This window comes from Acaryochloris marina MBIC11017, from assembly GCF_000018105.1.
In the GTDB taxonomy this organism is placed as follows: Bacteria; Cyanobacteriota; Cyanobacteriia; order Thermosynechococcales; family Thermosynechococcaceae; genus Acaryochloris; species Acaryochloris marina.
Genome location: NC_009925.1, coordinates 3,035,599 through 3,062,073, shown reverse-complemented (window position 1 = coordinate 3,062,073; position 26,475 = coordinate 3,035,599). Strand labels below are relative to the sequence as shown.

Sequence of the window (26,475 nt, the reverse complement as noted above, 5' to 3'; positions counted from 1 at the left end):
TACCTGAAGTAGCTGCATTCCTCTGGTCGTTAACCCAAAAAGACTTAGGGCTAAATCGTAATATTGACGGACTCTTTAAGAACGGCTGCTATCATAAAATGAGAATGATAATCATGTTTGATAATCTTGTGATTTGCCAAAAAACTGTTCTCATTCCAGGTGCAGTAAGGAGTTGAGCATGCCAGAGAAACTAACCCCTCATCAGCGGCGCGTGTTGGAAGTCCTCTTTTCCACGCCCCAAGAGTTCTCTGCTCAGGATCTGCACCAAGAGTTAAAAAAACAGCAACAACGAGTGGGGTTGGCAACCATTTACCGTGCCCTCAAGGTTCTCCAACAGCATGGCAAGGTGCAAACGCGTACTTTGACGAATGGTGAAGCAGTCTATAGTATTGCTTCTGCTCATCGGCATCATCTGACTTGTGTCAACTGTGGCACTTCCATGCCATTGCTGAACTGCCCAGTCCACGAGTTAGAACAAGAGCTTGCCCAAACCCAGAAATTTCAAGTCTTTTACCACACCCTAGAATTCTTTGGCCTATGCCAGAACTGCGCTGAAGTGGGGGCTTTAGCCTAAATAAAGGAATTTAGGTAAGCCTCAAGTAGAACATAGACGCTAAAGGTTCTTAACCCCTAAAACGGCGATAAATCCAGGGTAAAACCTGGTAATATCTCTTCTCCTGACAGTTGAGTTGGCAGCGATCGCACTTCTGTATCTTTCCCTGGTTGATAAATTTCTACTTGCTGATCCTGTGGATTGATTAGCCAACCGAGCCGCACGCCGTTTTCTGCATATTCCTGCATTTTCGCTTGTAGTGCAGCTAGGTCATCGGTCCGAGACCGTAACTCAATCACAAAATCGGGAGCTAGGGGTGGGAATCGTTCTTGCGCTTCTCTTGAGAGGGTATCCCAGCGACTTTGTTCGACCCAGGCAACATCCGGTGATCGCTTCGCACCATTGGGCAATTGAAACACCGTTGAAGAACTAAATACCCGACCTAAGCCAGTACGCCGATTCCAAATCTGCACATCTGCATTCAAATCAGATTCACGACTTCCACTTAGACCGCCCACTGGAGGCATAACGATTAAATCTCCCTGTGCGGTCATTTCAAAGCGTAATCCTTCATTTTGACGACAAATGTCGTAAAACTGCGCTTCAGTTAATGCTGCTTTTGAAGCATTGATGGTCAGCGTTTCCATAGACAGCTTACTCAGTGTGACTCAAATGTTGCCTATGCTCTGATTCTAATTGGAAAGTGTTGGCGATCGCGACTACGCCCCCAGAGCAAGGTAACCCACCACCTGGATTTCTCACCAGCCCTAGATTAGTTTGCCTATAGCCGTCTGCAGGTTTGCAGAGAATCTTGCAAACAACACACTCTGTATTTTGGTTGAGCTTCGGTGTCTTTGGAATCTAACGTTCCTGTTGAGCGGTTATCAGTAGACTTCGTATGCATTGCCATCCGGCAATAACCCGCTTCAACAGAATTGTTTGATGCAGTCTGGGATAACCATTGTCTAGTCTCGTTTATAGAACGACTCGCCGCGTTGACAATACCCAATAGTATCGCGGATATCGATGACTGCACTCACCATACCAATGACACACACATACACGATGAACCAGTACAAGCCATCATCCAATGTTTGTGTAGCCAGGAGATACAGTAGGTAAGGGAGTATCAACAGCCAATGGGCGTGCCCGATGGGGCCGATGAGTTTTGAGAACGGTCGGCGACGATGAACTTGACTCCCAATCACAAAGGACAACACCCGACCCAGCAAAATCACCAAACCTGGCGTTTCGCCAATGAAATACAGACCACCTAGCACTTGTGGCAGTGGATAGAGTATTGCCCATACCCGGATTGTCCAGGGCAGCGAACCCATGGCGTTCCAAAACTGAACTAAGTCTTTAAAGAAGCTCATAAACTAACGAAGCTATAACGTGGATGAAGAGGGGATTGTCGTCAGATCAGCGAACGGGGTTTGCAAATTCTAAGCTTGACATCTGCTGCATCAGTGCGATGGCTTTCTCGACCAGCTCAGGCCCCGCTTTCTCAGGTGAACCTGCATCAAATGGAGGCGCAGGATCGTACTCCAGTAAGAGTTGAATCATCTTGGCGGTTTCTTCGCCGCACAGGATACTTGCAACCGTTAGACCAAAATCTATCCCGGCCGTCACGCCTCCCCCTGTGATGCGATTGCGATCGACAACAACACGCTCGTTTACAATCTCAACGCCCTGATTTGTCATTAGTTGTTCGCGCATGCCCCAATGGGTCGCTGCTCGATAGCCCTCTAGCAACCCTGCTTTTGCTAGAAACTCTGCCCCACTACAGACAGAGGTAATAAACCGCGCCGTTTTGCCTTGTTTATGGAAAAAGTCCAGCACTTCTGGATCATCTACGACTGCCCGCTGTTCTAAACCGCCGCCGACACAAATAACATCCAAAGGTGGACAAGTTGAAAATGTGGTATCTGGCACGATCACTAAGCCGTCATCGCAGGTAATTGGAGCTAGCGTTTTCCAAATCCGATGCAGTTCGACACCGGGTAGTGCACCGAAAACTTGATGGGGGCCCACCATGTCTAGTGAGGTCATGCCAGGATAAAAGACCAAGCCAATGACGTGCTTTTGTGGGGCAGGCATGAATTAATTTCCTTATTTTGATCGTTGTTGAATCTATCCCTATGCTATGAATAACGGCCCAGTGCGCCTAGTCCTCGATCGGGTACTCTTTTCACGACCATGACTCTTTCTTTGAAGCTTTTATTTGAAGAAACTCACCAGTGTAAGCATGAGGATGACTTGCGATCGCACCTAGCGCCGAAGGTGGGTGAGTACTTTACAGCGAAGCGATCAGGGATCTTTTTCTTTGACCAGCTTCTCTCGGAGCCTAAGTTTCAGGGCATTCTAAACATCGTTCTCTCCCTGGAACACAATCCGCTGGCGCGCTACCTTGCGGAATGCCATACCCCTGTCCATGAAGGATTAGTGACAACACCCAAAGCTTGGACATTGATCTGTCCTCGACCGGATCATTGGCATGTGATGGCAGGACCGATCGTTAACTGCGGTCAGTTAGTCGGTGCAGTGGGTTGTACTCGCGAAAAATCGATGCCAGCCTTTGATCATCAGGATTTAGCTGATTTAAGTGCGGTTTGTTTGCACCTGTCTACCTGGACGACTACAGTGCGATCGCAACAAAGCACCATGAACTCTCAGAACCCATTGTTGAGCACCAAACGGTTAACGCCGCGTGAGTTGGAGATCGCCAATTTAGTTGCTTTAGGACGAACCAATGCAGAAATTGGCAAGGAACTTTGGATCACCGAAAATTCTGTCAAACAGGCTCTAAAGCGAATGTTTCGTAAGCTCAAAGTTTCGTCGCGGACAAAAATGGTTGCACAACTTTTTGCGACACAAACTTGTAGTGTGCGTGAGGAAGAACCTCAATCCAACGCTCACCTGTAACCTTTCGCTTAGCTTTTATCAAGCAATTAGCAGTAGCAGCCGGACTGTGAGTATACATCAGTCGTATAACATATCTATGAATAATATTTACGTATAAAACCCTATTTCAGCGGATTATATGCCAGGTATCGGATAATAACTTCACTTCTGCCCCAATTGAGACAACTCACTGAAGCAAGGTAGAGGATCATCAACACAAAATAGATTGAGTAGGTGAGTCAACAACGGCTACCGATCTACGCTTAAGTTAACCTTCTTCTTCACGCGCAACGGCCACGAAAATATTAGTGTCTGAGACAATCTTCACGCATTTAATTGTACTTTTAAGATAACAAGCACAAGCATGCTTCCCAATTCTTCAGCACAAAGAAAGGCAAAATTTCTTACGAACTAAAATTTAACTGTCATTCATCAGGGGTACGAGCAGAATTATAAAATACACAACTTGAAGGGAATTTTGAGTATCCCTTGCGTGGCAAGATTATGTACTTTTGACAAGCTTGAACAGGTCTTTAGTCACAGCAGCGGTAATATACTGCTTTGCAATGTCCCTTTTTTCTTCATCCAAGTTCGTTAGTGATAAAAATCGATTTATTATCTTACGATTCTCACGAGCATACAGGATATCATTCTGGCTATTCACATTACTACCTCGATGAAATATAACTAGCCGACAAGATTCCCCTAGTGTGCTGCCAACTTTTTCCCACCACATCTGATCAGATTTACCAATCGAACAGCCAAACACAAATATTAGGTTCGCTGCAGATATAACTTGCATGCAGCGATCATCTCTCGTATGCCCTAACTCTTGATTGTGCATGGGCTTAACAATGGCCTCGACAACCTCCTGAGACAGACGTAATTTTTCATTTTCAATTTGTTCCTCATCATTTACTCCTAGTACGAGACCATCTTCAAGATATCCATGTATGTGGTCAATACTATTTAGTAAAACTTGTACGCCTTTATTATTTGTGCCAATCGGCTGACTAGTGGCATTTTTGCCAAGTATTTTTTCAATTGTTTGAGTATAATTAAATGTCAAAATGTTAGTGTTTATATTACCTCCGAATTTTCGATACCAATCTGTTAGTTTATTTCTTTCTCTCTGAGATAAAACTCTTTCAGGCTCAACAAGATCTCTCAACAATACGGACTTGTCAAATGCAGAGTAGTCAAAACTATCTTCTTCAAGATCAAGATAGTCTCTTAGATTGTCTACTATATCGAAATAGAAAATATCGAAGTCATTTTGATCTTTTAGTCTTGAGGTATAGCGCCCCAATTGAAGCTCTAGATCAGACCAGTTTTCTGTATTTGAATCTATATTTTCCTTTAACTCTTTGATTACTTCGTTTGATGAAACTTGTTTTTTATAGTAGTTGTAAAAATCGGAGTAGCTGGTGTTTAATCCCAGGTTAAGATCAAATCCATTTCCCAAAATAAAAACAACATTCATATATTTTTATCTATGCTGTAGTTCAATTGACTGAGCAATTGAGGGTCTCGAAGAGTTTACACAATGATCTTTCTCAATCATTTTCGATGAAGGTTCTTGTACATAACTATGGATACGTCAGGCTATCGCATAACACATCTATAAGTAATGCTAGGTACCACCTATCGTATAACACCTTCTCTCAGTGGATTATAGGCCAGATGTTGGAGAATTCTCCAAAATAAAGGGTTATTCCGATATTGTGTCGCATAACACCCTCACTTCCACCCCAATTGCGATCATTCACTGAATCAAGGTAGAGAATCATCAACACAGAACAGATGGACTGGGTGAGTCAAAAACGGCTACTGATCTGCGATTAAATCAACTGATGTTACTCACTCATGCAGTTTGTTGGCATCGGCTGGTGAGAAATCCAGAACCTATCCCATCGCCTTGAAAAGCTAAAGCTAAGGTAAAGTCGCCAAACTGACGTCGAAATATTTGTAGAATGATAATCGTTATCTCAACCATTCTCCGATGAGGTCATCGTCATGGTTACCGCTGCAATAGATACCGTCCCTGTCACCGTTCTAACGGGCTATCTGGGAGCCGGAAAAACAACCTTACTCAACCGCATTCTCACCCACGAACATGGCAAAAAAGTAGCCGTGATTGTCAATGAATTTGGTGAGGTGGGCATTGATAATCAGCTGGTGATCGATGCCGATGAAGAAATCTTTGAAATGAACAATGGCTGCATCTGTTGCACCGTGCGAGGCGATCTGATTCGGATTATTGGCAACTTGATGCGACGACGAGATAAGTTCGACCATATGGTGATTGAGACCACAGGGCTAGCGGATCCAGCTCCGGTGATCCAGACCTTCTTTGTGGATGAAGATATGCAGACCCAGCTCAATCTGGATGCGATAGTGACGGTCGTGGATGCCAAGCATATCCACCAGCATTGGGATGCGGATGAAGCCCAGGAGCAAATCGCTTTTGCGGATGTGGTGTTACTCAATAAAACCGATTTAGTCAGCGAAGCGGATTTGGCGGATCTGGAAAATCGAATCCGGTCCATGAATGCCATGACCAAAATTTATCGCACTCAGGATGCGGCAGTGGAGATGGAGTCCATCTTAGGTGTGAGTGCCTTTGATCTAGACCGAGCTTTAGAGATCGACCCTGAGTTTTTGGGAGAAGATGCCCATGAGCATGACGAAACCGTAGGGTCGGTGGCCTTAACAGAATCGGGGGAGATTGATGGCGAACGGCTCAACGGTTGGCTAGGCAATCTGTTGCAAACCAAGGGGCCTGATATCTTTCGGATGAAGGGAATTTTGAATATTGCCGGAGAAGATCAGCGATTTGTGTTTCAGGGGGTCCATATGTTGTTTGATGGCCGTGCAGATCGCCCTTGGAAGGCTAGCGAAACCCGCAAGAATGAGTTGGTGTTTATTGGCCGCAATTTAGATGAAGATCAGTTAAGAAAGGGGTTCCAAGCTTGCCTCGTGTAACTCAGCCACGACTTGGACGCAAATGGCGTGGGCGTTTAGATGATTATGTGACGGCCATTGCCTGGTCACCCAATAGCCAGCAGGTGGCCGCCTGCGATGGAGCGGGTAATGTTCAATGTCTCAATCGAATCACCCAACAAACCCATAGTCTGCAAACGGGCACCGGACAGTCAGTGGATGCATTGGCTTACTCCGCTGATGGCCGTTTTCTCGCAGCAGGAGGGCAAGATGGCCGTGTTTCGATTTGGGAGATGAGCGGCGACGCACCGACGCTGTTTACCTGTTTAGAGAACCCTCGCACCTGGGTGGATCAACTGGCCTGGCATCCTCGGCGTCCAGAATTGGTGTTTAGCCTGGGGCGCTATGCCCAGGTTTGGGAGGTTGAGACCCAGCAAGTCCTGACGACTCTCGCCTTTGAAAACTCTTCCGTTTTAGATTTAGCCTGGCATCCGCAACAGGATTGGCTGGCGGTCGGTGGCCATCAAGGGGTCAAAATTTGGCAGGATTGGGATCAAGATCCCGCCATTCGAGAGCTTCCAGGATCGAGTATCTGTGTCTCTTGGTCGCCGGACGGGCAATATTTAGCGTCAGGAAATTTAGATCGCACTATGGTGGTGTGGCCTTCAGAAGAAGACGTACCCTGGCGGATGACGGGTTTCCCTGGCAAAGTTCGGCAAATAGCCTGGTCAGCGGATGCTGAATCCGTTGATGCTGACCCCCTGCTGTCCGCAGCCAGTGGTAACTGCATTACGACTTGGCACCGCCTAGGCAGTGGCTGGGAAGCAGAGCTGTTAGAAGAGCACACGCAAGCAGTCAATGCCATTGCCTTTCAGCCTAATACCACTCTTTTAGTATCTGCTGCAGCGGATGACTTTCTCTGTCTGTGGCAAGGTGGGGGTAAGCTAGTCCAAGCGCAAAAAAGTATCAGTGGTTCAGCCCTGGCTTGGAGTCCAGATGGTCAGACCCTAGCTTTAGGGGGCCAGCAAGGAGAATGGCAGCTTTGGACCCAAAGTGCACGAGGTCAAGGATTTTTCTAGTTGTTGAATGGGGAGTAGTTCTAATGGATTTGTTTAAAGCATCCACGCCTAAAGCGGATCCAGAACAGATTGCACGGCTGAAAGCCTGGGTGTATGAAGCCTTCGCCATTCCTGCGGATATCCCGGTATCCATTAGTCAGTTGGCCTGTCATGAGCCGGGTTGCCCACCGATAGAAACGGTGATTGCGATCATGACCCAGCCCCCTCAGCAATATAAGCTCCATCAGGCCGTTCATGAGATTGCTAAGCCAGATGTTGATGCTCTCTGTAAATCTTTGGGTTAAGGTCTGGTGAGTGTTCTTTTGTTCAGTGATATAACGCCCCGTGACCTGAGCCAGCGGGGCGTTATGCTTCATGAAGGCTGAGCTGTATTAGTTGGCGCTATAGGGTAGGGATGAATGATGCAGATTAATCTTTAAGTTGCCATTTTCATCTTTAACGTAACCAAGGGTAAACTCCACTTTGACTTCTTCACCATCGGTTTTGGTGAAGAAGTAATTTCCCATTGCTACAGCTGAGTCATCGTCAACGATGATGCCTTCGTTTTCCCAGCGAACTTTAGTGTAAGGTGCAAGGGCAAACCCCTTGTCTTCCTTCAAATCTTGACCGATGAAATAAGACAAAGCTTCTTGCTTAGTCCCTCGGAATTGATCCTCAGACGCTAAGGTGGGCTTGAACAAAACGGAACCCATATCAAACCCATAGAACTTATCAATATGGGCGATAGCGGCTTGTTTAGGGTCTTCAGCTTTACCGATTTCTACAATGCCATTACCCCACGCGGCTTGTGCTGCTTCGACTTCTTCAGTGGTGATATCGGAAGCGTAAGCGCTTGCAGGGATGAGGATACTCGCTAAAGCAAGAGTTAATGCTTGTTTCTTCACTTTTATCTCCAAATAAATAAAAAAACTTAAGCCTGTGCTGATTTTTCAGCCAGGCTATAAGGATATGAACGATCCCAATTTTATAAGATTTAAGGAGAATTTTATATTTGATCCATGGTGCAATCGAGAGGAAAGCACAGTGATATTCTCAAAACTACTGTTGTTTTTGGCAGTGGGTTTGTGATGGCCGTTAGCGTACCTTTGGGCGTTCGCAGGACTTAGCTCCTTCTCTGGAGGCAGGCCAGTCAGAGACCATCGCCATGCTCCAAGCGCTCTTTAGGCAACGAATCTGGGTGCAAACGCCGATAAACTCGAACAATCTACATCCAAAGGGAGGAGTTGCTCGTATTCTATATGTGAGCAACAGCCAAGCGTCGGCTTACGCTGCTCAAAGAATGCACAATCCTAAAAGGAATTCTCCATTATGAAAACGACGACTAAAGCCGTTGCTGTTACCACTGCTTTATCCGGTGTGCTGGCTCTCGGCCTAGTGGCAACTCAATCGGATGATGCGGTTGCTGGTAAGCCCGGTTATGAAAAGTGCGCCGGTATCGTCAAGGCTGGTCTCAATGACTGTGGTACTAGCAAGCATGACTGCTCTGGTAAAGCCACCGTTGATAATGATCCAGAAGAGTGGATTTATGTGCCTGCTGGCACCTGTGAAAAGATTGTTGGATCTACCTTGAAAGAAGCTGCCCCCCCTGCTGAAGCGGTTGAAGAAGGCAAGAAAGAAGGTTAGGTCGTTTCAATCATGCAAAGTTTGAGTGCCTGCTTGTGAAAAGCAGGCACCTTACGTTTTGGAGTATTTTATGGTTGCCATGACTGCAATTCAGGGTGCTGGGATTGGGTTGCGATCGCAACATTACGCCCATATCCTCACCCATCAACCAGCCATACCCTGGCTAGAAGCCCTCTCCGACAATTATTTGGGGGGTGGATTGCCCCTGTATCACCTAGAACAAATTCGAGCCCAGTATCCGATCACCCTCCATGGCGTTAGTCTGTCCCTGGGGTCAGCAGATCCGCTGAATATGGACTACCTAACTCAGCTCAAGCAACTGGCGGATCGGATCGAACCGGTTCATGTCTCTGATCATCTGGCCTGGGTGTCCGTCAACGGCCATTACTTCAATGACTTAGCACCGCTGCCCTATACGGAATCAGTGCTCCATTACGTTGCCGATCGGATTTCGCAGGTACAGGAATTTCTCGGTCGCCGGATTTTGATTGAGAACCTATCGCCCTATCTTCAGTTTCGCCACAACAGCCTGACCGAATGGCAGTTCTTAGCCGCCCTTTTAGTTGAGGCCGATTGTCATCTGCTTTTGGATATTAACAATGTCTATGTCAATGCCACCAATCATGGCTTTGACCCCTTGGATTATCTGGATGCGTTGCCCGTCGATCGGATTAAAGAGATCCATCTAGCGGGTTATGAAGAGCAGGACCACTTTTTATTTGATACCCACGGCTATCCAGTCCAGCCTGGAGTCTGGACGCTCTATCAGCAAGCGCTCCAGCGGTTTGGTCCGGTGCCGACGTTGATTGAATGGGATACGGATATTCCCAGCTTTGATGTTTTGATGGCCGAAGCCCAGCAGGCCGACACCTATCTATGTCAACACCGCCCCCAGAATTAAGAGAGTTACAGCGGTTGTTTTATGGTGCGATCTCAACCAAAGATGCCGACAGCATCCAGCAGCTCCAACCTCAAATGCGCAGCACTGAACACCTCTCCTTCGAACGAGGTTTATCGGCTTACCAAGGCAGCGTCGTCGGTAAATTGAGCCGTGCCCTCGAAGATATTTATCCCGTCTGTTGTCGGTTGGTGGGGGTCCAGTTTTTTACCGCCATGGCTCGGCAATATATCCGCCGCAATCCCTCTCAATCCCACGATCTCGGAGATTATGGGGAACAGCTCCCGGCATTTATCGCAGCGTTTGAACCAGCGGCTTCGTTACCCTATCTGCCGGATGTAGCCCGCTTAGAGTGGCATTGGCACTGCATCTTTAACAGTTCAGACCAACCGGGTTTAGATTTGGCGGCCTTGGGTCAAGTGCCGCCTGACCGTTGGCCCGAACTGGTGCTCCAACTCCCCGACCATAGTGTCTTAATGACCTCCCCCTATCCGGTTCACCGAATTTGGCAAGTGAATCAGGCCAATGCCGCCAGTACCGAGACCATCGATCTAAATGAAGGCGACGTGAATCTGTTTCTCTGGCGAGACCAGTATGAAACCCGCATTGACTTGCCCAATGTTGCTGAGTGGCAGCTCCTACAGGCGTTTGCTTCCGGTGCTCCGTTTGGAGAGATTTGCGCCCAGTTTGAGCACAACGATGAGATTGACGTGGCAGCCTTGCTTCCAATCTGGGTTCAGCGAGGATGGATATCCGGATTTATGCTTGGCTTAGATGAGAATAGTTAGGCTCTCATGGAAGCTTTCGATCAAATCAACAGAAGTAAGTATCTGTACCTCGAATCAATTACCGAACCAGAAGATAATACTCTACGTCTAGTCTTAGCCGAAGCTACAGCGAATGGCCCAGAGCATGACATGGAAATAGCTGGTACAACAATATCTGGGCTGCGTAACATTGAAACTACCGAAGGCTGTGCTATTTATGAAATATTTTTTGCTGAGTACATTTGTTACAACGTCGCGAACGAGTCTTATGCCGATAATGCACCTCAAGACAACTACGTCGGCAAGTTAGCTCGTCTTTACAAAAGTTCGGCTTATCTAGAGTTTATGGAGGTTAGCACGTTCGCCACTTCTGACTACCCAGGTCCATTCAGCCACTATGGTTTTTGTTGCCTAAATCATTGCGTTGATGTTATTTCAACCACAAAGCCACAGATTGTGTGTCGTGTTGTAACCTGATACCAATTCACTTATTGAGTGACCTTTATAGTCAAAGCATCCAAGATATAAGAATATCCCGTTAGAGAAGCCACCACCTTCTGGGAGAGGGTATTGATATGCTCAAATAAAGCGGTCTCCAGTGCCCCAATAGAATCAAAGTTTTTGCCTTTGAAAGGCTTTCTTAGGTCCTGCCATAATCGCTCTGCCGGATTGAGTTCTGGACTATGAGACGGCTGTACAATCGGCAACACATTCTCAGGCCATCGAACCCAAGTCGCCATATGGGCTGCGGCTTGATCTATTTGCATCAGATTGAGACTCTGGGGAAACGCCAAGCTGAATTGCTCCAGGAAGCGCTCAAAACAAACACTATCGAGATGAGAAAACCGATAGAAGAAACTGTCTCCTGTGAGAGGTTCGACAGCGCCATAGAGCCAGAAAGCCTCTCGGGGCCACTGTACCGTCACCACAGGTTTGACACCCCGCAACGTTAGAACCCGACCCGTGAGTGTCTTGAGTCCCCAGCGGCTTTCATCCATGCACCAGTAGCGCACTGGGTGTCCTTGGGCAAAATAGCGGGTCATTACCTCAATCACACGAGGAAGTTTTTTAATAGGCTTGTTGTTGAGCTTCCTCTGTCTTGCGTGAGCGAGGTCGAGGAACTTTGAGCTTGGCTTTGAGCCGATAATGCACGGTTTGATGAACCGTTTTGTAGGGTACGTCTAATCCACACTCATCTAAAAGCCATTGTTGAATCGCCCCGTAGCTCTCAAAGCCCCTGGGGTCAGCTAGACGAGCTTTCAGCTTTTCGAGGACCTCTCCACCAATCATGGGGGGCTTCCCAGGAGAGGTAGGAATCTCCAGCATTGCCTGTAATCCCCCTGATTTATAGAGTTTGATCCAGCGATACACCGTGGATTCCCCTCGTCCGGTCAGGGTTGCCAACTCCATGCGAGTGGTGACTTGACCACTTTTGAGCCAGTAGAGGGCTTGCAAGCGTTCTTTGCGACGACCGGAGGATTGTTGACGTAATAAACGTTTGAGTGTGTCTTCACTTTCACAGATATCAATTCGTAAGGGTCTGGGCATGAGGGATAAGTATCAGCAACGCGCTACTCCCATAATACAAGTCACACATATATGGAATTGGTATGACAAGGGTCTGCAAGGGACGCTCGGCACAAGCTATTTGCCAATGCTTTGAAATAATTCTCGCACCCCTGAGACCTATCCGTTAGATCAATGGCACTGACTTAAGCTCAATCAAACAGCTAGCTTAGCTTTGAGAGCAGAGCGAGGTTGTCGCATTCGCGGGAAAGATTTGGGTCTGCGTTTGACGACTCTCGGTTCGTGCCGATTCGGTCGAGAGGGTAATAGATCGGCTGCCATGGTCTCAAGTAGATGAGTAAACAACCGCTTTCTGGTCGCACGGTTGGCTGTCGCCAACAAAGCAAGCATCTGATTGAAGTGTTGTCGTGCTCCTTGCACAGACAGTTGAGTTCTAGCATTATCTGCTAGCGGTGCCGCAAGTTCCATGAGACTTCTGAGTAGGTTATAGCCCAACAAATGTACCCAAATGTCCTTGCGCACCATATCCGGAGTTTTGGCACTGAGCATCTCCATTTTTAAGGTGGTTTTGAGATGGCGCAGATTGACTTCCGCCATTGGCCAACGCCAGCCATACAAGCGAGTCAGTTGCCCAGCGCTGTAGCGTTGAGCATCCAGCAGCGTCGTCACCACAATAATGTGCTGGTCGCGAAAGCCCTTAAGGGATAAGCGCAAACACACCTCTCTAACGACCAATGTTTGAGGAATCAGGGCAAAATCTTGCTCACTCATGTGCTCAGGCCGTTGGGCTGGCTTATGCCATGTCACCTGATGATCACCAATGCCATGCTTGTTGCCTTTGCGGAAATCAGTCTTGCGAGCATGATGTTTACGCAACACTCCATCAGCCCTGTGTTGTTGAATGATGGCTAGATCAACATAGCTGCCATAAGCTTGGTCCGCCATGACCACATCACCGACCTCAAGGTCTTGATAGAGCAAACGACTCATGACAATTTCACTGGTGTCCCAGGAGGCAATACAAGCTGACGCCACTGCACCGGTAACCAAGCAGAAGAACACTACCAAGCGAGCGATGGGAAAACCACAGCCTGCTGTTTGATTGCCATGTTGTGGATATGATGCTTGGTTGGCCGCACTATCAGCCATCAACACGGTGGTTCCGTCGTAGACCTTGACGGGCCGACCACACCAGAGGTGCTCTGGGGAGAGGGGTTGCGCTAAGCACTCAGCGCTTTCGGGAATTAAACGTTGCAACAGTGACTCTGGAAAGCGACTTCTGGCTTTGCTGTAGGCTCCGGTATCAGATGAGGGCGGTTGGATGCCAGCCGCTGTGAGCCAAGTCGTGATGCATTTGACTGTGTTACGAAGGCTTTTATCGGCTGATAGCACTTGGTAAAGCATGGCCCACAGCGTAACGATGGGGCTATATATCCGGTTGCGATAGGAGAATGCTTCTTCTTTCAGGAGTTCCTCTAACCTTGAGGCTAGAAGGATATCTGTCCACGGTAAACCCAGGCTTTGGGAAAATTGCTGCTTGAGAATTTCGGCTGACTCAGACATAGTGAAAGGCAGAAGTTTATGGCGTGCAAGTCTTGATCCTATATCTATCAAGACTTGTAGCCTTTTCCTGACTTCTTAAGTCAGTGCCATTGATCCGTTAGATGACAGATGCAGCGTTTCCTGAACGTTAACTGACGAGACTATAGAATGCAGTTGCTACTCTTCGGGTAGAAACTCAGCATCAAGCATTTGCTCTGACGTGTAGGGGGACTCCACAGGAAAGGTTTCTAGAGGAAGTCCTGTTTCTTCTGCTGCTTTGTTACGAGCCTGTTGGTAGGTTTTATCAAAAATCTGTGGATAGAAGTTCTTAAGGCTGGGACTGTCTTCTAGGGTGTCCTGTATGCGAATCCGATGCTCAATGATAGTCCCGCGCCAGCTATTACTCCGTTTACTGGGTTGGTACTGCCACTTGAGTAGATGCATTAAAAGAACACGGAGATTACTTCTCAATGCATTCTTTTCGTGGCGTCCCAAGCTCTCAACCTCTTCAATTAAATTCTCAAGATCTAGCTCACTAAATTTACCTTGCTTCAGTAGCTCAGCCGTTTTATCGATCCATTTAACGAAATCAGTTTCATAGAGATATTCGTTAGATAGGTGATTGCGCTCACCAGATTTTTCAGAGCTAGGGAGTTGGGTGCTGGCCATATCGTCACCAAAACTTTGGTTACATCACTAATCTGACACATCGAACCATTTCATTGACGAGTAGTTCTGGATCACAAAAATCCAGACCTTTGATTAGACTGGTTTATCTCCTAACCCGTTCCTCAGCGAGGGTACCTGAACTTAAACCTGAATGTGCCCTGGATAGAGGTATCTGCGATTTCATCCTTTTAGATAGCAGCATTGGGTACAACGCCTCAACAGTTGGTCGTTAAAATCTAAGAGCAGGTAAGGTGTAACCCTTCAAATTTGTGACCCAGACTAAGCCCACAGATATTTGCCAAGTCCGTTGTTTTAACCAAGACTTGGTCACCCAAGCGAATGAAGCACTGCCGGGAGAAGATCTGCTGGTGGAGGCTCAAGTGCTGTTCAGTGCGTTAGCGGATCGGTCCCGATTAAAGATTTTGTATGCCCTGAGTGAAGGAACTGAACTCTGTGTTTGTGATGTTGCGTCTTTGCTGGGGATGAAGATCGCAACGGCATCCCACCACTTACGAAAGCTACGGGATCTCCAAATTCTGAAGTATCGCAATGATGGCAAATTAGCGTACTACTCTCTCAAGGATCAGCGCGTCGCTGAGATTCTCCACCATACACTGAACCAACTGGTTGAATAAGTCATTCTAATGTTGGCTTGAATGTTTGAATTGGGTGCGGTAACGTTCTAATACTGCTTTGAATGTTTGAATGTGGAGAGCCACTATGGGTGATCATTGCTGCCAAGCCAAAGCCAAGGAATTGTCAAAGCTGAGAAAGCAGCAGGCAAAAGTGCTTTGGGCCGTTCTGCTGATCAACCTTCTAATGTTTTTCGTTGAATTTGGGGCAGGGATTCGGGCAGAATCTCTCTCCCTCACTGGGGATTCGTTGGATATGCTGGGGGATGCCTTGGTCTATGCCAGCAGTTTGTATGTCCTCAATAAGAGCGTTAAAGCCCAAGCAGGAGCCGCTTTTCTTAAGGGTTTGATTATGTTCTTGTTGGCGATTGGTGTTTTTGCTAGAGCCAGCTATCAACTGTTTACCGGTGCGAGTCCAGAAGCTTCAACCATGGGCCTAGTGGGCATTATCGCTTTGCTTGCAAATTTGTTCTGTCTCCAACTCCTCACCCGACATCGGCAAGATAACCTGAATATGTCTTCAGTGTGGTTATGTTCTCGCAACGACATTATCGCCAATACCTCTGTGTTAGCGGCAGCAGGATTGGTCTCCCTGACTCAGTCTATCCTGCCGGATTTAGCGGTGGGGTTGCTGCTAACAGTCGTTTTTACCCAGTCTGCAGCAAAAGTGTTGTCGCAATCTTGGCGACAGATGCAACAAGTCTAATTGCCGTCATATAGGCGGTGTATCTATGCTTTCAGGATTTCATTCGCTTGGCTTGCTGAGATATCGAAGATCAATTGAGGGATCTCTGTCCGTTCAATTTAAATCATCTTCAACACTGACCTGTCACCATACCTGCGATGTACCGATGAATGATTGCCTCTTGCTGACCAGGACCTAGATGGTCAGCCTGAATCAAGGTATCTATACCAATGCCATTGACAAGGGCAAGTAGGGCATTGGCCTCCACTTGAGGCACGAGATCTGCCTGAATAAGCCCCTTGGATTGGAGAGCTTGCAACTCCTGAATGATGACTGCCCGCAGTTCTGCGGCACTCTGTCGATGCTCTTCCATCAAACCATCACGGCCAACGGCGTAGCCTAAAAAAGCAACCCATACCCGGAGGATTTCTTGCCGTTCTTGGTCTAGTGGCAGAAAGGACAATAGCATTGTTGCCAATCGATCAATTCCCGCGACATTCTCAATTGCCACCTGCATCCTCACTTTCAAGCGTTCTGTGACCTGATGCAAGGCAAACAGAATTAGCTCCTGCTTATTTCGGAAATAATGGGTGACGACCCCTGTCGTGCAATTCATTTCCTGTGCGATCGCACGCATACTGGCACGGTCTAACCCCTCCCTGACGATGACACGCCAGGCAGCTTCAGAGACTTCAAGACGCCGGTCTTGCTGAGACATAAACGTTAACTACAACGAAGTACAAACTCGATTGACAAATATCATAACAGTCATTATGTTGATTACATAACAACTGTTATGATGCTACGAATATGAAAGATCCAATTCAAGCCTCAATACAATTTGAGCCCCAAGAATGCTGGTCTAGTCCAATGCCCCGCCCTGGTCTCAGGGGGCAATTGGATCGCTTCATTGGTCCCAGTGCGACTGTTGTTGAGATGATTCTTCAGTTTGTACCTGCCTTGTTAGCAGCGATCGCGGCTCCGGCTTACGCAATGGCATTGTCGATTGCATGGACACCACTACAACTGGGACTTATTTCGGTCTTAGGTGTCGACTTTGTTGGAGGTGTTCTGACGAACGCGACTGCTGCTGCTAAGCGTTGGTATCACCGACCCAGCCAGGGATGGCAACAGCATATGGGTTTTGTGGCTCTGCACTTGGTCCATATTGGTCTTGTTGCGCTGCTGTTTCGGGGGGGTGATTGGCCTTTCTTTGTCGGTGTCTCTGGCTATCTGCTGGGGGCATCGGCGTTGATCTTGGGCTGCCCGCTTTATCTCCAGCGGCCTATTGCTCTGGGGCTTTATGCTGTAGCGCTACTAGGCGATCGCTACTGTTTCGCAGCTACTTCTGGTTTGGAGTGGTTCTTGCCCCTGCTTTTTCTGAAACTATTGGTTAGCCACCTACTTCATGAAACACCCTATCGCCCTGGTGAAAAGCTGTAGGTCACTTGCTTTTTGTCGATTTCGAGTTCTTTTTACCTAAAGTATGAGGATATCATCATGACTACTATCATTTCGTCTAACCACCAGCCTGCTCACTTCCCAAAAGTAATCCAGTATGGTGCTCCTGCTCTACTCGCTCTTTCATCGGTTTTACTCACTAGCTTGGTGCCAGGAGGACTCATTGAGACCCGCAGCTTTTCCCACATCAATCCCGTCGTTTTAGGGGGCTTCAATACCTTTCTAACTTCTCTAAGTCTTGTGAGTCTGTTGTTGATTAACTTTACCTGGCAACGTCAGCGTTGGGCTTATTCAGCTTCGGCTTTTGCTGGTCTGTCTTACTTCCTGGTGTATGTGCTGGACTTAGGTCGCCTGTTCCCGGTGTCTCCTGATGCAATGCCTCTAGCTTTATTCGTGATTGAAGTCCTTGGGACTCTTATTTCATTGCCCTTAATGCTCGTTTCCCTGCAAGGATTACGGCGCGGTGGCGGGCTATCGACTGCTAGCCCTCAAGCTGGCAACCACTCCTTTACTCTGTCCAAGCAGTTCAGCACTGCAGTTGCCATCATGCTGCTTGGGGTTGGTATTATCATCTTTGCCACGCGCTCTGCGATGGGTCTTTCATAAGTTTCTGAAACTTTCTCGAATGCCGAATGATGATCTCGGAGGATGGAGAAAAATGGGCCCTGATACGTTAGAAAAATTTACTGTTCGGACTACTGTCGCTGCGGATCAGCCATCCGTTACGACTTTGCTAAAGGTGTCATATCCTGTCTTGATGCGTTCGGCGTATTCCCCCACTGTGCTGTCAGCATTACTCCCACTCATCACCCAGGCCAACCCAACCTTACTGGCGTCAGGCACATTCTATCTTGCGGAAACCCAGCACAAGGATGTGATCGGCTGTGGCGGCTGGACGCGGGAGCGACCGGGTACTCGGCAGATTGAAGTTGAACTGGGCCATATTCGCCATTTTGCCACTCACCCCGCATGGATGGGGCAGTCCGTTGGTCGATCAATTTATACGGTTTGCGAACGGGCTGCGCGAGCGGTAGGCATCAAACGGCTTGAATGTTACTCAAGTTTGAATGCAGAAGGGTTCTATGCTGCTTTGGGTTTTAGATCAGTGCGGCGACTCGACGTTCCGCTGGTCTTGGGTCACAGCATACCGAGCGTTCTGATGGAGCGGATTTTGTGATTGTGGTGTGTTAGGGAGCTAAACAATCCGTTAGCAGTTGGTTAAGCTGTGCTTTGTCAATGTTGCGGCCAATAAAGACTAACTGATTTTTTGGGGCATCCGGCCACTGATCAGCATCCATTGTATAGCGCTTGCCACTGAGCTGAAAAATATAGCGGGATGTATTTTTCTCAAACCACATAAAACCTTTGGCTCGAAAGACTTCTTCTGGTAGATGATCGGTCACGAAAGCCTGCATTTTTTCTAGGATAAAGGGCCGATCGCTTTCAAAGACCATAGATGAGAAGCCGTCGACGGTGAGATGATCCGAATGATGGTGGTGATGATCATGATCGTCATGGTGATGATGATCATGATCTCCGTGATGGTGGTGGCCATGATCATGGTGGTCATGATCGTGGTGATGGTGATCGTCATGATCGTGATGAGCCTCCTCCTCTGCAAAGGCTTTGGCTTCCGCTTCATAAGCCTTTGGATCAAAGAGAGCAGTATCCAGAATTAGTGGCAGAGGGACCTGACCTTGTTGCGATCGCAAGAGCCGTGCACCCCATTTGCGTTCACGAATCCACTCCTCTAGTTCTTCTACCTTTTGATCGGTGGTCAGGTCGGTTTTGTTGAGAACGACAATATCGCCAAAGGTAATTTGATTTAGGGCCGCCTCACTCTGAAAACATTCAGGGGTAAAGGTTTCTGAATCTACCAAGGTAATAATGGAATCTAACGTCGTTACGTCTTTCAGTTGAGAGCTGACAAAGGTGAGAATAATCGGTAGCGGATCAGCCACCCCCGTGGTTTCGATAACGACATGATCAATTTTTTCCTCACGTTCTAGGACGGAATAGACCGCCTCCACCAGGTCGTCATTGATCGTGCAGCAGATGCAGCCATTGGTCAGCTGCACCATATCTTGATCAATGGTGGTCAGTAACTGACTGTCAATATCAATATCACCAAACTCATTGACCAGTACAGCCACCTTGAGGTCTTGGCTGGTATTGAGAATATGGTTGAGGAGCGTGGTTTTGCCACTCCCCAAGAACCCCGTAATAATCGTCACGGGCATGCCTTTTTTGGGCAGATTGATATCCAGGGATTGGGATGTCTGAACGTTTGCAGTTGAATTAGTCAACGGTGTCCTCCAATTGCTGAGTGGGGAAAGAATCTGATGATGCAGCTGAGAGCGTCAGGGCGAGCTGCTGCAGAGTGGTGAAGATGTTGTAAAATCCATTGGCCCGAGACGGTGTCAAGCTCACATTGAGCCCGGTTTGTTGGATAAAGTCAGGTGTGACCCGAGCGATTTGTTCTGGGGGTAACCCATCCAACCCTTTAATCAGTAACCCCACTAACCCTTTGGTCATTTGGGCGTCCGAGTCACCTTGGAAATGAACGAGGCCATTCTCTATCGTTGCCGTGACATAAACCTGAGATACACAACCCACGACTTTATTGTCAGGCTGCTTATCAGCCTCTGGAAAAGGCGGGAGTTGCTTGGCAAACCACAGTAAATATTCATACCGACGCTTGGTATCTGTAATGGATTGAAAGCGCTTCACGATTTTGGCAAGGGCAGGGGGTAGAGACGGATCAACAGACATAATGGGAGACCGGGAAAGGGCGATATCAACCATAAGAATAAGCGAAGATGCTTATCTGGGGGGATGAATCACAGTCCGGGCAACACTGGCTTTGGTGAGGGCTGGAACAATGCGATCGCACGCCATTCTTCCACCGTGCAAATTCCGGGCGACGGGACCCACGTGCAATGCGGCCCATGGCCCCATCAAAAACAGATCGCATCCAGGCCAGCGCAAATGCTCATCGAGCACTGGCAATCCATTGACAATCTGATTAGGGTATCGCTCCAATATCTCTCCCATCAAAGGATGAGCTGTGATATCCGTGGTGGTGCCCGTGGCTAACCAGATCCGCTTAATCCGCTGATGGGCCAGACAATCATGAGTTTTGGCCACATTACACTGCACCTGCCAGGCTTCCTGTTGCCAATGGGCACGGGACACCTGGCACTGTTCATAAAAAGTGACTTGACCGGACTGGGACAACCGCCGTAACTGGGTTAGTAATTCAGGGGCAATAGATCCACCATTGCGAGCGTCTTGGATCATTTGCCAACGCACCTGCCAATCGGGTTCTGCCTGAAATCCCTTGAGATACTTCGGCCCCAACCATCCTGGTTCTGCATCAAACAGTTTTTCGTTGAGGGTCCGTCGAGCCATCATCAAAACCTTGGCTCCGCGCTTAATCGCCCCCAAGGCCAAATGAGCACTGGATTGACCACTGCCAATAATTAGGACCGTCTCATCGTTCAGATCCGGTAGCTTGGGCAGCTTAATGTCCTGGCTATGACACAACCGTCCGGGTGGATGTGGATTCACCTCGGCGGTCCAACCGGGGACTTGGGCGGCTCCCCCACCCGTTGCCAACACCACTCGCCGGGCCTCAACCTGTTCCCCCGTATCCAGCTGCAGCTGAAATCTCTTTGCCAAGGGCGTGAGTTGAACCACCTGAGCGGCAGTCACCTGATCGCGTAATTTCCACCGATCAACGACCGTCTCACAAAAATCTTGGAACAGTTGGGTTCCAGGGCGATTGTAAGGGTAATACAGCTCCTCCTGACGATGGTCCGCGAAGTTGAAGAGAGTTTCCTTCACATCAGGGTGATGAACGCCGGGTGAGCGTAAATAGGGAATCTCCTGAGCTGCAAATTGTTGCCGCCACTGGACCATCCAGGTGCCGCTGGGGTCAAAAACCTGAAGGCGATTCTTAAGAGCAGGCTTTTTCTGCAGCAAATGGGTAACAAGGGTAAGTGCCTGGGGACCTGCCCCAATAATGGCAATGTCAATCTGATGGTTCACAGATAATGAGAAGAGTGAGGTTTGTCATTGTGATAATGATTATCATTTTATAATATGAGTTTTAAACCTGACCAGCCTATAACATCTTGATCAGGTTTGATGGAGGATTGGATGGCATCGGCACAACTGCAACTGGACACCTACACCTGGCAATGGCAAAATCACACCCTAAATATTGCTACTGAAACTCTTGGTTCCGGTCCTTCCGTGTTGTTATTACCCGCCTTTAGTACGGTATCTACTCGGGCGGAACTGGCAACCTTAGCCCAGGCTTTGGCCTCTCACTTTCAGGTTACGCTTCTAGACTGGCCGGGATTTGGCGATTCCGACCGTCCTGCGGTGTCATATCAGCCGGAGTTCTATCGTCAATTTCTGAAGGCATTTGTTCAAGATACTTTTCCGCAAGAGGTGGCGGTTGTAGCGGCGGGCCATGCTGCTGGGTATGCGCTCGCCCTCCAGTCCTGGTCGCGAATGGTATTGATTGCCCCGACTTGGCGAGGTCCACTGGCGGTTATGGGGGCACCAGTGGCGATGCGCCACGGGATTCGCCAGCTCGTGAGTGCACCTATGATCGGTTCAGCGCTGTATGGGCTGAATACTCGTCCTGGGTTTTTGAAATGGATGTATCGTCGCCATGTCTTTGTCGATGAAACCCAATTGACCGCTGAATTTATGGCTCAGAAATATCAAAACACGCAGCAACCCGGTGCCCGGTATGCACCAGCCGCCTTTGTTACAGGGGGCTTAGATCCAGTAGACGAGCGAGAGGAATTCTTAACTGGCTTGGCACAACAAACTGAGCCAGTGATGGTGATCGTGGCGGAACAAGCCCCACCAAAGTCAAAAGCTGAAATGGAAGCAATGGTTCAATTACCAAATATCAAAGCTGCTTACGTACCTGGCAGCCTGGGCATGGCAGAAGAGTTTGGTGATGCGATCGCACCTATGATTCTCCCCTTTCTACAAGGAAACACCGCACCAGTCTAGTTGGAAAGCTAAAGTCTAGAGTATGACTGGATTTACAGACCCGTTTCGATAGGGGCTCTTTGGCAGATGGCACAGCCACAACCAATGGCATCTTCCATGCGATCGCTTTGAGACATTTCCACAGTGGGGAAACCCTGCTCAGCCTCGATCTGATCCTGGATATTGGCCGTTGCCGAGGCCGACTGGGGCATCGCTAAAGCCAGCAGCAGAGAACCTGAACATCCTAACGTCGTCAGAATATTTGTTTGATCGATCATTCCTAAAGCCTTGTGATGAAGGTTTAATCCAGTATAGCCAGTTTGCCAATGGCTTAACCCTGGCGTGTTTGCGATGCCAAAACATGCTGAGAGGCATTGAAACTAGTATGCCCTAAAGACTGCATGGTTTTTCAGCCTTGAATATTCAAACCGTTCTTTAGGAAATCCAGCCCCAAGCGGATTGTTTGAGTAAAGGATGGGTGGCTTGTTTTTGAGGTTCAGGTTCTTGGACCTCATGCAAGATCTTGATCACCCGATCTGCATTGGGATTTGATCCCAAACGATCAGCAATATTCAGCATTCCCTCGCCCACAATCGTATTGGCTTCATCTACGTTGGTGACGCCTTCTAAGCGTTGATAAATCGCTGTAAATTCTTCGCGCAGAATGGCCGAGTCCGCAGAATCGGGCAACCGTGCAATCATTGCAGCAATGTCAGCTCTGACCTGGGTTGCGCTAACTTGGGGTTGAACCTGCATAACCTTGGCTTCGGGCGAGTCAATCAAGGGAACCGCTGTTGCAGGTGGCGCTTCTGGCCCTGGCGATATCAACGTCATAATCGGCATGGCGTAGCATCCAACACACATAATCCATCCCCTTGATCAGGCAATAATATTTGTACTAATGGCTTTACAACTGCACGACGACGGTAATATCCCAAAAGTTGCATTCAGCTTATCAGAAACAAGAGGGAAATGATGTTAAATCCCTTGCCGAAGCAAAGATGCCAATGTTATGACAGACCCAATCCGATACAACCTTCTGATTGATCAGCCAGGAACGAAGAGTGCAGATGGGTACATCAAAATCATAGAAACGAATGACATTGGGTAAGGATAATTTGAAGCACCCGTGGATGGGGGTAAATCGTTGGTCTAATTCGCATCCTTTAGATCGCATTGCCATTGCCATGATTGTGGTGTTGAGTCTGTTGATTGGGGGAATTATTTGGAGTGGAGATCATACCTTTCCCAAGGTGCGCGAGTTTAGCTGGCAAGATCAGCAGATTGGGGTGGAAGACTCGGCGTTTATTCTCACCTTTAATCGAGCCATGGATTGGCAATCGGTGACGGAGAATTTGAAGATTCAGCCCCCCATTCCGGGCAAGTTTAGCTGGTCTGGCCGTCGCTTAGCCTATACCCTTAACCAACCCATTCCTTACGGTCAGTCGTTTCAAGTCACCCTTGACCAAGCCACGGCAGCTACTCGGGGTGATGCCGAGGAAGCGGTCAAAATGCAGCCGTTTACGGGACAGTTTCGAAGTCGCGATCGCACCTTAGTCTTGCTTGGTATCGATGGGGAAGAAAATGGCCGTTTAGTCCTGCATAATCTCACCCAAAACACCCATCAGATCCTAACGCCAGCAACGTTGACCGTGCTGGATTTTAAGGCGGATCCCACCCGAAATCGCATTCTATTTACTGCTATCGATCGCGGGAATACCAATCAAGATTTATTTGAGCAAAAACTCTATGCTGTTTCCCTAGCCTCTCAAGAGGCCCAACCTCAATACCGGCTCTTATTAGAAAATCAAGATTATCAACTCCTAGACTTTGATATCACCCCCAATGGAGAAGTTCTGATCGTCCAGCAGTTTAGTCGCCGGGAAAATGAACCCATCAGTCTTTGGGTGTTAACAGATGCAGCACCCCCGCGTCGATTGAAACATAATGCGGATGGCCAATTTTTAATTACGCCCGATGGTCAAACCTTGGTTATTTCTCAAAATCAAGGTGTAGCGATGGTGTCGCTAAATGGGGATGCAAAAAGTAAGCCCGTCGATTTTTGGCCCAAGTTTGACCAAATTCTCAATTTTGCCAGGGATGGTTCTGCAGCCTTGATGGCCCAAAATAATCCTGACTCCACTCGTTCTCTGTACCTGTTATCCAATCAAGGGCAAGAAAAAGAATTACTTAAAATTGGCGGGTACCTCTTAGATGCAGAGATTAATCCCAATACACAAACTGTTTACTGTCTATATACGACGTTTAATCGCAGTCAAACAGCCAATTTTGATCTTCACATCAGTGCCATTGAATTAGAGACTGGCAAACAACAGCGTTTGATTACGATTCCTAAACAGTCCAGCGGAACCCTTAGCCTTGCTCCCGATGGTTCAGCCCTACTCTACGAAGAGGTGACCGTTATCGATAAGCCCAGCCAAAGCGTTGTTCTGAATTCAGTAGGGCAAACGGTCAGTGAAAGTCACGTATGGCTATATCCATTACAGGAGACCAACGCTGTTTTCTTTAAGAAGACAAAACCCCAGAAATTGCTCCCAGGTGTTCAACCCCTCTGGTTGCCTTAAAGGTAGTGAATGATGTTCACGAACCTCAAAACATCATGTGAAAGGTTGCTGAGCGTAACAGCATTAACTTTTATGCATCTCCAGATTGTGAAGGAGGTCTGGCAAAAGCTATGCCAGAAGAAAAGCCTACGACCAAGGGACATACCCCTCAGTCGTAAGGGATCTGTTGGAGAAAAATGCAAAGCTGATATAGAGAAAAGAGCTGATTATAGGGGGGTAAAATCAGCTCTGGTATGTGGTGACTACTTGGGTATCAGCTTGGATCAATGGGCCTAATTCGCAATATGGGCTGCACCATTCGGACCGCGCTTAACGACTTGTAGGTTGCCTGACGATTGCGCAGCGACTGAGCGAGCCTCGGATTGAACAATCTGAGAAGCACCATTGGGTCCTTTTGTGGTGACTGCTGGTACTGAGGTTGCAGGTGTGTCGGGCTGAACCTGAGCATCTTGAGGAATACGGTCTACTTTGACTTGATGGGAAGCGCCATTAGGACCACGGGTGACGGTAATCGTTTCAGCAAGTGCTGAGGACGCAATACCAATGCTGAGGACGGTGAAGCTTGTGACGACTGAAAAAGCGACTTGATGAATGCGTGTCATGTTTGTTCTCCAACTTCAATGTCTTTAATGTACGGGGGGTATCTGAAGTTGGAATGATGGCGATCTGGGTGATTCCCAGTAATTTGCTGAAGAGACCATAAGGGATTTATGAGAATCCTGAGAAGGATGCAAAACCCTAGGGGCTAAGAGGTAATCCTCCACAGCAAATAGGCTTGCACCAATATTGATGCAGGCGGCCCTGTTCAAAGTAGGGTTTATGGGATGTTGAGGCTCGGCGACTCAGCTTCCACAAAAGCTGGGGGAGTTTGACTGATTGCTTTAGCGTTATTCACCTGACTAAACCGTTGAACCAGACTGGTAAAGTAGCGATTGTTAAAACTCCGAGGATCCCTGCGGCTGCCAGACCGATCGACGCCTTTGTGGGTGGTGACTCGGGACAGGGGAATCTGACTATTCGCCACCAGATAGGCAAGGGATTTGTATTGGGCTTGGGTATAGCCGCTGTGACGATTGCCATTATGCCGGCCATCAGGGGGGGTTTCTAGGGAAATATGATAAGCAAAATTATTGACCGAAGCGGAATAGATCTTATGGGTTTTGACGCTCTCAGGGCCGTTAGGGCCATTAAACACTGAATTCCCTGCACCAAAAGCCCGATTCTCCCTAGATACGATATGCACAATCGTGCCGTTGCGGATAATTAGATCGTGGTAGCTGGCTTGTTCGGCTTCATTGTAATGAGGCGTCTGAAAGAAGCGGATAGTACTGGCTCCAGAACTGACTGTTTCATGAAGCACCACAATCGGCTCATTGTTTACAGGCCGACCGTAAATGTCTTTGGGATACCGTTTACCAAAATTAGTCTCATGGGCAGGTCGCCAGACGGTAATTGGTCGAAAGTTAGTTAGCTCCGAGTGAACTGTTTGGCTAACGGCATTGGTATGGAGGGCAAGGATGCAGACCAATGCTCCGATGAATAAGACTAGACCTTTAAAAAGAGGGGAATTCGACGTGAACCGGCGCATAGT

At 48.0% G+C, this 26,475-nt stretch carries 32 protein-coding genes; 16 read left to right on the top strand and 16 right to left on the bottom strand.

Annotated elements, in window-relative coordinates; translation table 11 throughout:
• The first annotated feature begins 178 nt into the window (after positions 1-178).
• Complete coding sequence (locus tag AM1_RS13795) at positions 179-574, top strand: Fur family transcriptional regulator (RefSeq protein ID WP_012163465.1); 396 nt, start codon at positions 179-181, stop codon at positions 572-574.
• 56 nt (positions 575-630) lie between these two features.
• Here AM1_RS13795 and AM1_RS13790 read toward each other — a convergent pair whose 3' ends face one another.
• From AM1_RS13790 to AM1_RS13780, 3 genes are all read right to left on the bottom strand, one after another.
• The gene (locus AM1_RS13790; RefSeq protein ID WP_012163464.1) at positions 631-1,200 is read right to left on the bottom strand and encodes a Uma2 family endonuclease; all 570 of its coding nucleotides are present in this window, start codon (positions 1,198-1,200) and stop codon (positions 631-633) included.
• Between the two features lie 318 nt (positions 1,201-1,518).
• On the bottom strand, positions 1,519-1,890 hold the full coding sequence (locus tag AM1_RS13785) for a hypothetical protein (protein WP_148215740.1): 372 nt from the start codon (positions 1,888-1,890) through the stop codon (positions 1,519-1,521).
• Positions 1,891-1,975: 85 nt separating this feature from the next.
• On the bottom strand, positions 1,976-2,653 hold the full coding sequence (locus AM1_RS13780; protein WP_012163462.1) for a DJ-1/PfpI family protein: 678 nt from the start codon (positions 2,651-2,653) through the stop codon (positions 1,976-1,978).
• Between the two features lie 99 nt (positions 2,654-2,752).
• Between AM1_RS13780 and AM1_RS13775 the strand changes: the two genes are divergently transcribed.
• Positions 2,753-3,478 carry a helix-turn-helix domain-containing protein gene (locus tag AM1_RS13775; protein ID WP_041659848.1) on the top strand — a complete coding sequence of 242 codons (726 nt, stop codon included), beginning with the start codon at positions 2,753-2,755 and terminating at the stop codon, positions 3,476-3,478.
• A 481-nt stretch (positions 3,479-3,959) separates the two neighbouring features.
• On the opposite strand, the gene AM1_RS13770 is transcribed toward AM1_RS13775, so the two are convergent.
• Positions 3,960-4,940, bottom strand: coding sequence for a bacteriophage abortive infection AbiH family protein (locus AM1_RS13770; protein WP_012163460.1), 981 nt, complete (start codon positions 4,938-4,940; stop codon positions 3,960-3,962).
• 533 nt (positions 4,941-5,473) lie between these two features.
• Between AM1_RS13770 and AM1_RS13765 the strand changes: the two genes are divergently transcribed.
• The 3 genes from AM1_RS13765 to AM1_RS13755 are packed head-to-tail and all read left to right on the top strand — an operon-like array spanning position 5,474 to position 7,763.
• On the top strand, positions 5,474-6,442 hold the full coding sequence (locus tag AM1_RS13765) for a CobW family GTP-binding protein (protein WP_012163458.1): 969 nt from the start codon (positions 5,474-5,476) through the stop codon (positions 6,440-6,442).
• Positions 6,430-7,479 carry a WD40 repeat domain-containing protein gene (locus AM1_RS13760; RefSeq protein ID WP_041659845.1) on the top strand — a complete coding sequence of 350 codons (1,050 nt, stop codon included), beginning with the start codon at positions 6,430-6,432 and terminating at the stop codon, positions 7,477-7,479. Before AM1_RS13765 ends, AM1_RS13760 begins: the two co-directional genes overlap by 13 nt.
• Positions 7,480-7,502: 23 nt before the next feature.
• Positions 7,503-7,763, top strand: coding sequence for a hypothetical protein (locus AM1_RS13755; RefSeq protein ID WP_012163456.1), 261 nt, complete (start codon positions 7,503-7,505; stop codon positions 7,761-7,763).
• A gap of 87 nt (positions 7,764-7,850) precedes the next feature.
• On the opposite strand, the gene AM1_RS13750 is transcribed toward AM1_RS13755, so the two are convergent.
• On the bottom strand, positions 7,851-8,363 hold the full coding sequence (locus AM1_RS13750) for a hypothetical protein (protein ID WP_012163455.1): 513 nt from the start codon (positions 8,361-8,363) through the stop codon (positions 7,851-7,853).
• 424 nt (positions 8,364-8,787) lie between these two features.
• Between AM1_RS13750 and AM1_RS13745 the strand changes: the two genes are divergently transcribed.
• The 4 genes from AM1_RS13745 to AM1_RS13730 all read left to right on the top strand — a co-directional run bounded on the left by AM1_RS13745 (position 8,788) and on the right by AM1_RS13730 (position 11,244).
• Positions 8,788-9,102, top strand: a complete 315-nt coding sequence (locus AM1_RS13745; RefSeq protein ID WP_012163454.1) for a BufA1 family periplasmic bufferin-type metallophore — start codon at positions 8,788-8,790, stop codon at positions 9,100-9,102.
• A 70-nt stretch (positions 9,103-9,172) separates the two neighbouring features.
• Positions 9,173-10,003 carry an MNIO family bufferin maturase gene (bufB, locus tag AM1_RS13740; RefSeq protein WP_012163453.1) on the top strand — a complete coding sequence of 277 codons (831 nt, stop codon included), beginning with the start codon at positions 9,173-9,175 and terminating at the stop codon, positions 10,001-10,003.
• Positions 9,979-10,788, top strand: coding sequence for an HvfC/BufC N-terminal domain-containing protein (locus tag AM1_RS13735; protein ID WP_012163452.1), 810 nt, complete (start codon positions 9,979-9,981; stop codon positions 10,786-10,788). The genes bufB and AM1_RS13735 overlap by 25 nt, the downstream gene beginning before the upstream one ends.
• 6 nt (positions 10,789-10,794) lie before the next feature.
• Complete coding sequence (locus AM1_RS13730) at positions 10,795-11,244, top strand: hypothetical protein (protein ID WP_041659843.1); 450 nt, start codon at positions 10,795-10,797, stop codon at positions 11,242-11,244.
• An 11-nt stretch (positions 11,245-11,255) separates the two neighbouring features.
• Here the strand turns inward: AM1_RS13730 and AM1_RS39830 are convergent.
• The 3 genes from AM1_RS39830 to AM1_RS13710 form a co-directional block, all read right to left on the bottom strand.
• Positions 11,256-12,315 (bottom strand): IS630-like element ISAcma28 family transposase gene (locus AM1_RS39830; protein ID WP_076611764.1). Its coding sequence is split into 2 segments (ribosomal slippage): positions 11,256-11,837 and positions 11,839-12,315, totalling 1,059 coding nucleotides; the frame shifts between segments, so codons are not numbered across the junction.
• A gap of 174 nt (positions 12,316-12,489) precedes the next feature.
• Positions 12,490-13,908 carry an IS4-like element ISAcma16 family transposase gene (locus AM1_RS13715; RefSeq protein ID WP_012163451.1) on the bottom strand — a complete coding sequence of 473 codons (1,419 nt, stop codon included), beginning with the start codon at positions 13,906-13,908 and terminating at the stop codon, positions 12,490-12,492.
• Positions 13,909-14,013: 105 nt separating this feature from the next.
• On the bottom strand, positions 14,014-14,505 hold the full coding sequence (locus AM1_RS13710; RefSeq protein WP_012163450.1) for a DUF29 domain-containing protein: 492 nt from the start codon (positions 14,503-14,505) through the stop codon (positions 14,014-14,016).
• Between the two features lie 269 nt (positions 14,506-14,774).
• Here AM1_RS13710 and AM1_RS13705 point away from each other — a divergent pair, with 269 nt between their 5' ends.
• Together AM1_RS13705 and AM1_RS13700 are read left to right on the top strand one after the other, a co-directional pair.
• Positions 14,775-15,140: an ArsR/SmtB family transcription factor gene (locus AM1_RS13705; protein ID WP_012163449.1), complete on the top strand. Its 366-nt coding sequence runs from the start codon at positions 14,775-14,777 to the stop codon at positions 15,138-15,140.
• An 85-nt stretch (positions 15,141-15,225) separates the two neighbouring features.
• Positions 15,226-15,843: a cation transporter gene (locus tag AM1_RS13700; protein ID WP_012163448.1), complete on the top strand. Its 618-nt coding sequence runs from the start codon at positions 15,226-15,228 to the stop codon at positions 15,841-15,843.
• Between the two features lie 109 nt (positions 15,844-15,952).
• Here AM1_RS13700 and AM1_RS13695 read toward each other — a convergent pair whose 3' ends face one another.
• Positions 15,953-16,540 (bottom strand): TetR/AcrR family transcriptional regulator, encoded by a 588-nt coding sequence (locus tag AM1_RS13695; protein WP_012163447.1) that lies wholly within the window; start codon positions 16,538-16,540, stop codon positions 15,953-15,955.
• Between the two features lie 152 nt (positions 16,541-16,692).
• On the opposite strand from AM1_RS13695, the gene AM1_RS13690 reads away from it, so the two are divergent.
• Genes AM1_RS13690 through AM1_RS13680 form a run of 3 tightly spaced genes read left to right on the top strand, consistent with a single transcriptional unit; the run spans position 16,693 to position 18,460 of the window.
• A complete protein-coding gene (locus tag AM1_RS13690) occupies positions 16,693-17,265 on the top strand; it encodes a hypothetical protein (RefSeq protein WP_041660889.1) in 573 nt (190 codons plus the stop codon).
• A 57-nt stretch (positions 17,266-17,322) separates the two neighbouring features.
• On the top strand, positions 17,323-17,889 hold the full coding sequence (locus AM1_RS13685) for a hypothetical protein (protein ID WP_012163445.1): 567 nt from the start codon (positions 17,323-17,325) through the stop codon (positions 17,887-17,889).
• Between the two features lie 52 nt (positions 17,890-17,941).
• Positions 17,942-18,460 carry a GNAT family N-acetyltransferase gene (locus AM1_RS13680; protein ID WP_012163444.1) on the top strand — a complete coding sequence of 173 codons (519 nt, stop codon included), beginning with the start codon at positions 17,942-17,944 and terminating at the stop codon, positions 18,458-18,460.
• Between the two features lie 10 nt (positions 18,461-18,470).
• Here AM1_RS13680 and AM1_RS13675 read toward each other — a convergent pair whose 3' ends face one another.
• Genes AM1_RS13675 through AM1_RS13665 form a run of 3 tightly spaced genes read right to left on the bottom strand, consistent with a single transcriptional unit; the run spans position 18,471 to position 21,333 of the window.
• Positions 18,471-19,589, bottom strand: coding sequence for a CobW family GTP-binding protein (locus AM1_RS13675; RefSeq protein WP_012163443.1), 1,119 nt, complete (start codon positions 19,587-19,589; stop codon positions 18,471-18,473).
• A complete protein-coding gene (locus tag AM1_RS13670) occupies positions 19,582-20,055 on the bottom strand; it encodes a SufE family protein (protein WP_012163442.1) in 474 nt (157 codons plus the stop codon). The genes AM1_RS13675 and AM1_RS13670 overlap by 8 nt, the downstream gene beginning before the upstream one ends.
• A 51-nt stretch (positions 20,056-20,106) precedes the next feature.
• Positions 20,107-21,333, bottom strand: coding sequence for a SidA/IucD/PvdA family monooxygenase (locus AM1_RS13665; RefSeq protein WP_012163441.1), 1,227 nt, complete (start codon positions 21,331-21,333; stop codon positions 20,107-20,109).
• A gap of 111 nt (positions 21,334-21,444) precedes the next feature.
• Here AM1_RS13665 and AM1_RS13660 point away from each other — a divergent pair, with 111 nt between their 5' ends.
• Positions 21,445-22,320, top strand: coding sequence for an alpha/beta fold hydrolase (locus tag AM1_RS13660; RefSeq protein ID WP_012163440.1), 876 nt, complete (start codon positions 21,445-21,447; stop codon positions 22,318-22,320).
• A gap of 32 nt (positions 22,321-22,352) precedes the next feature.
• Here AM1_RS13660 and AM1_RS13655 read toward each other — a convergent pair whose 3' ends face one another.
• Positions 22,353-22,577: a hypothetical protein gene (locus tag AM1_RS13655; RefSeq protein WP_012163439.1), complete on the bottom strand. Its 225-nt coding sequence runs from the start codon at positions 22,575-22,577 to the stop codon at positions 22,353-22,355.
• Positions 22,578-22,734: 157 nt separating this feature from the next.
• Positions 22,735-23,163, bottom strand: a complete 429-nt coding sequence (locus AM1_RS13650) for a hypothetical protein (protein WP_041659839.1) — start codon at positions 23,161-23,163, stop codon at positions 22,735-22,737.
• 233 nt (positions 23,164-23,396) lie between these two features.
• Between AM1_RS13650 and AM1_RS13645 the strand changes: the two genes are divergently transcribed.
• A complete protein-coding gene (locus tag AM1_RS13645; protein ID WP_238549253.1) occupies positions 23,397-24,884 on the top strand; it encodes an Ig-like domain-containing protein in 1,488 nt (495 codons plus the stop codon).
• A gap of 272 nt (positions 24,885-25,156) precedes the next feature.
• Here the strand turns inward: AM1_RS13645 and AM1_RS13635 are convergent, their stop codons facing one another.
• Together AM1_RS13635 and AM1_RS13630 are read right to left on the bottom strand one after the other, a co-directional pair.
• Positions 25,157-25,486, bottom strand: coding sequence for a hypothetical protein (locus tag AM1_RS13635; protein ID WP_012163435.1), 330 nt, complete (start codon positions 25,484-25,486; stop codon positions 25,157-25,159).
• A gap of 215 nt (positions 25,487-25,701) precedes the next feature.
• Positions 25,702-26,472 (bottom strand): peptidoglycan recognition protein family protein, encoded by a 771-nt coding sequence (locus AM1_RS13630; RefSeq protein WP_238549252.1) that lies wholly within the window; start codon positions 26,470-26,472, stop codon positions 25,702-25,704.
• Positions 26,473-26,475 lie beyond the last annotated feature (3 nt).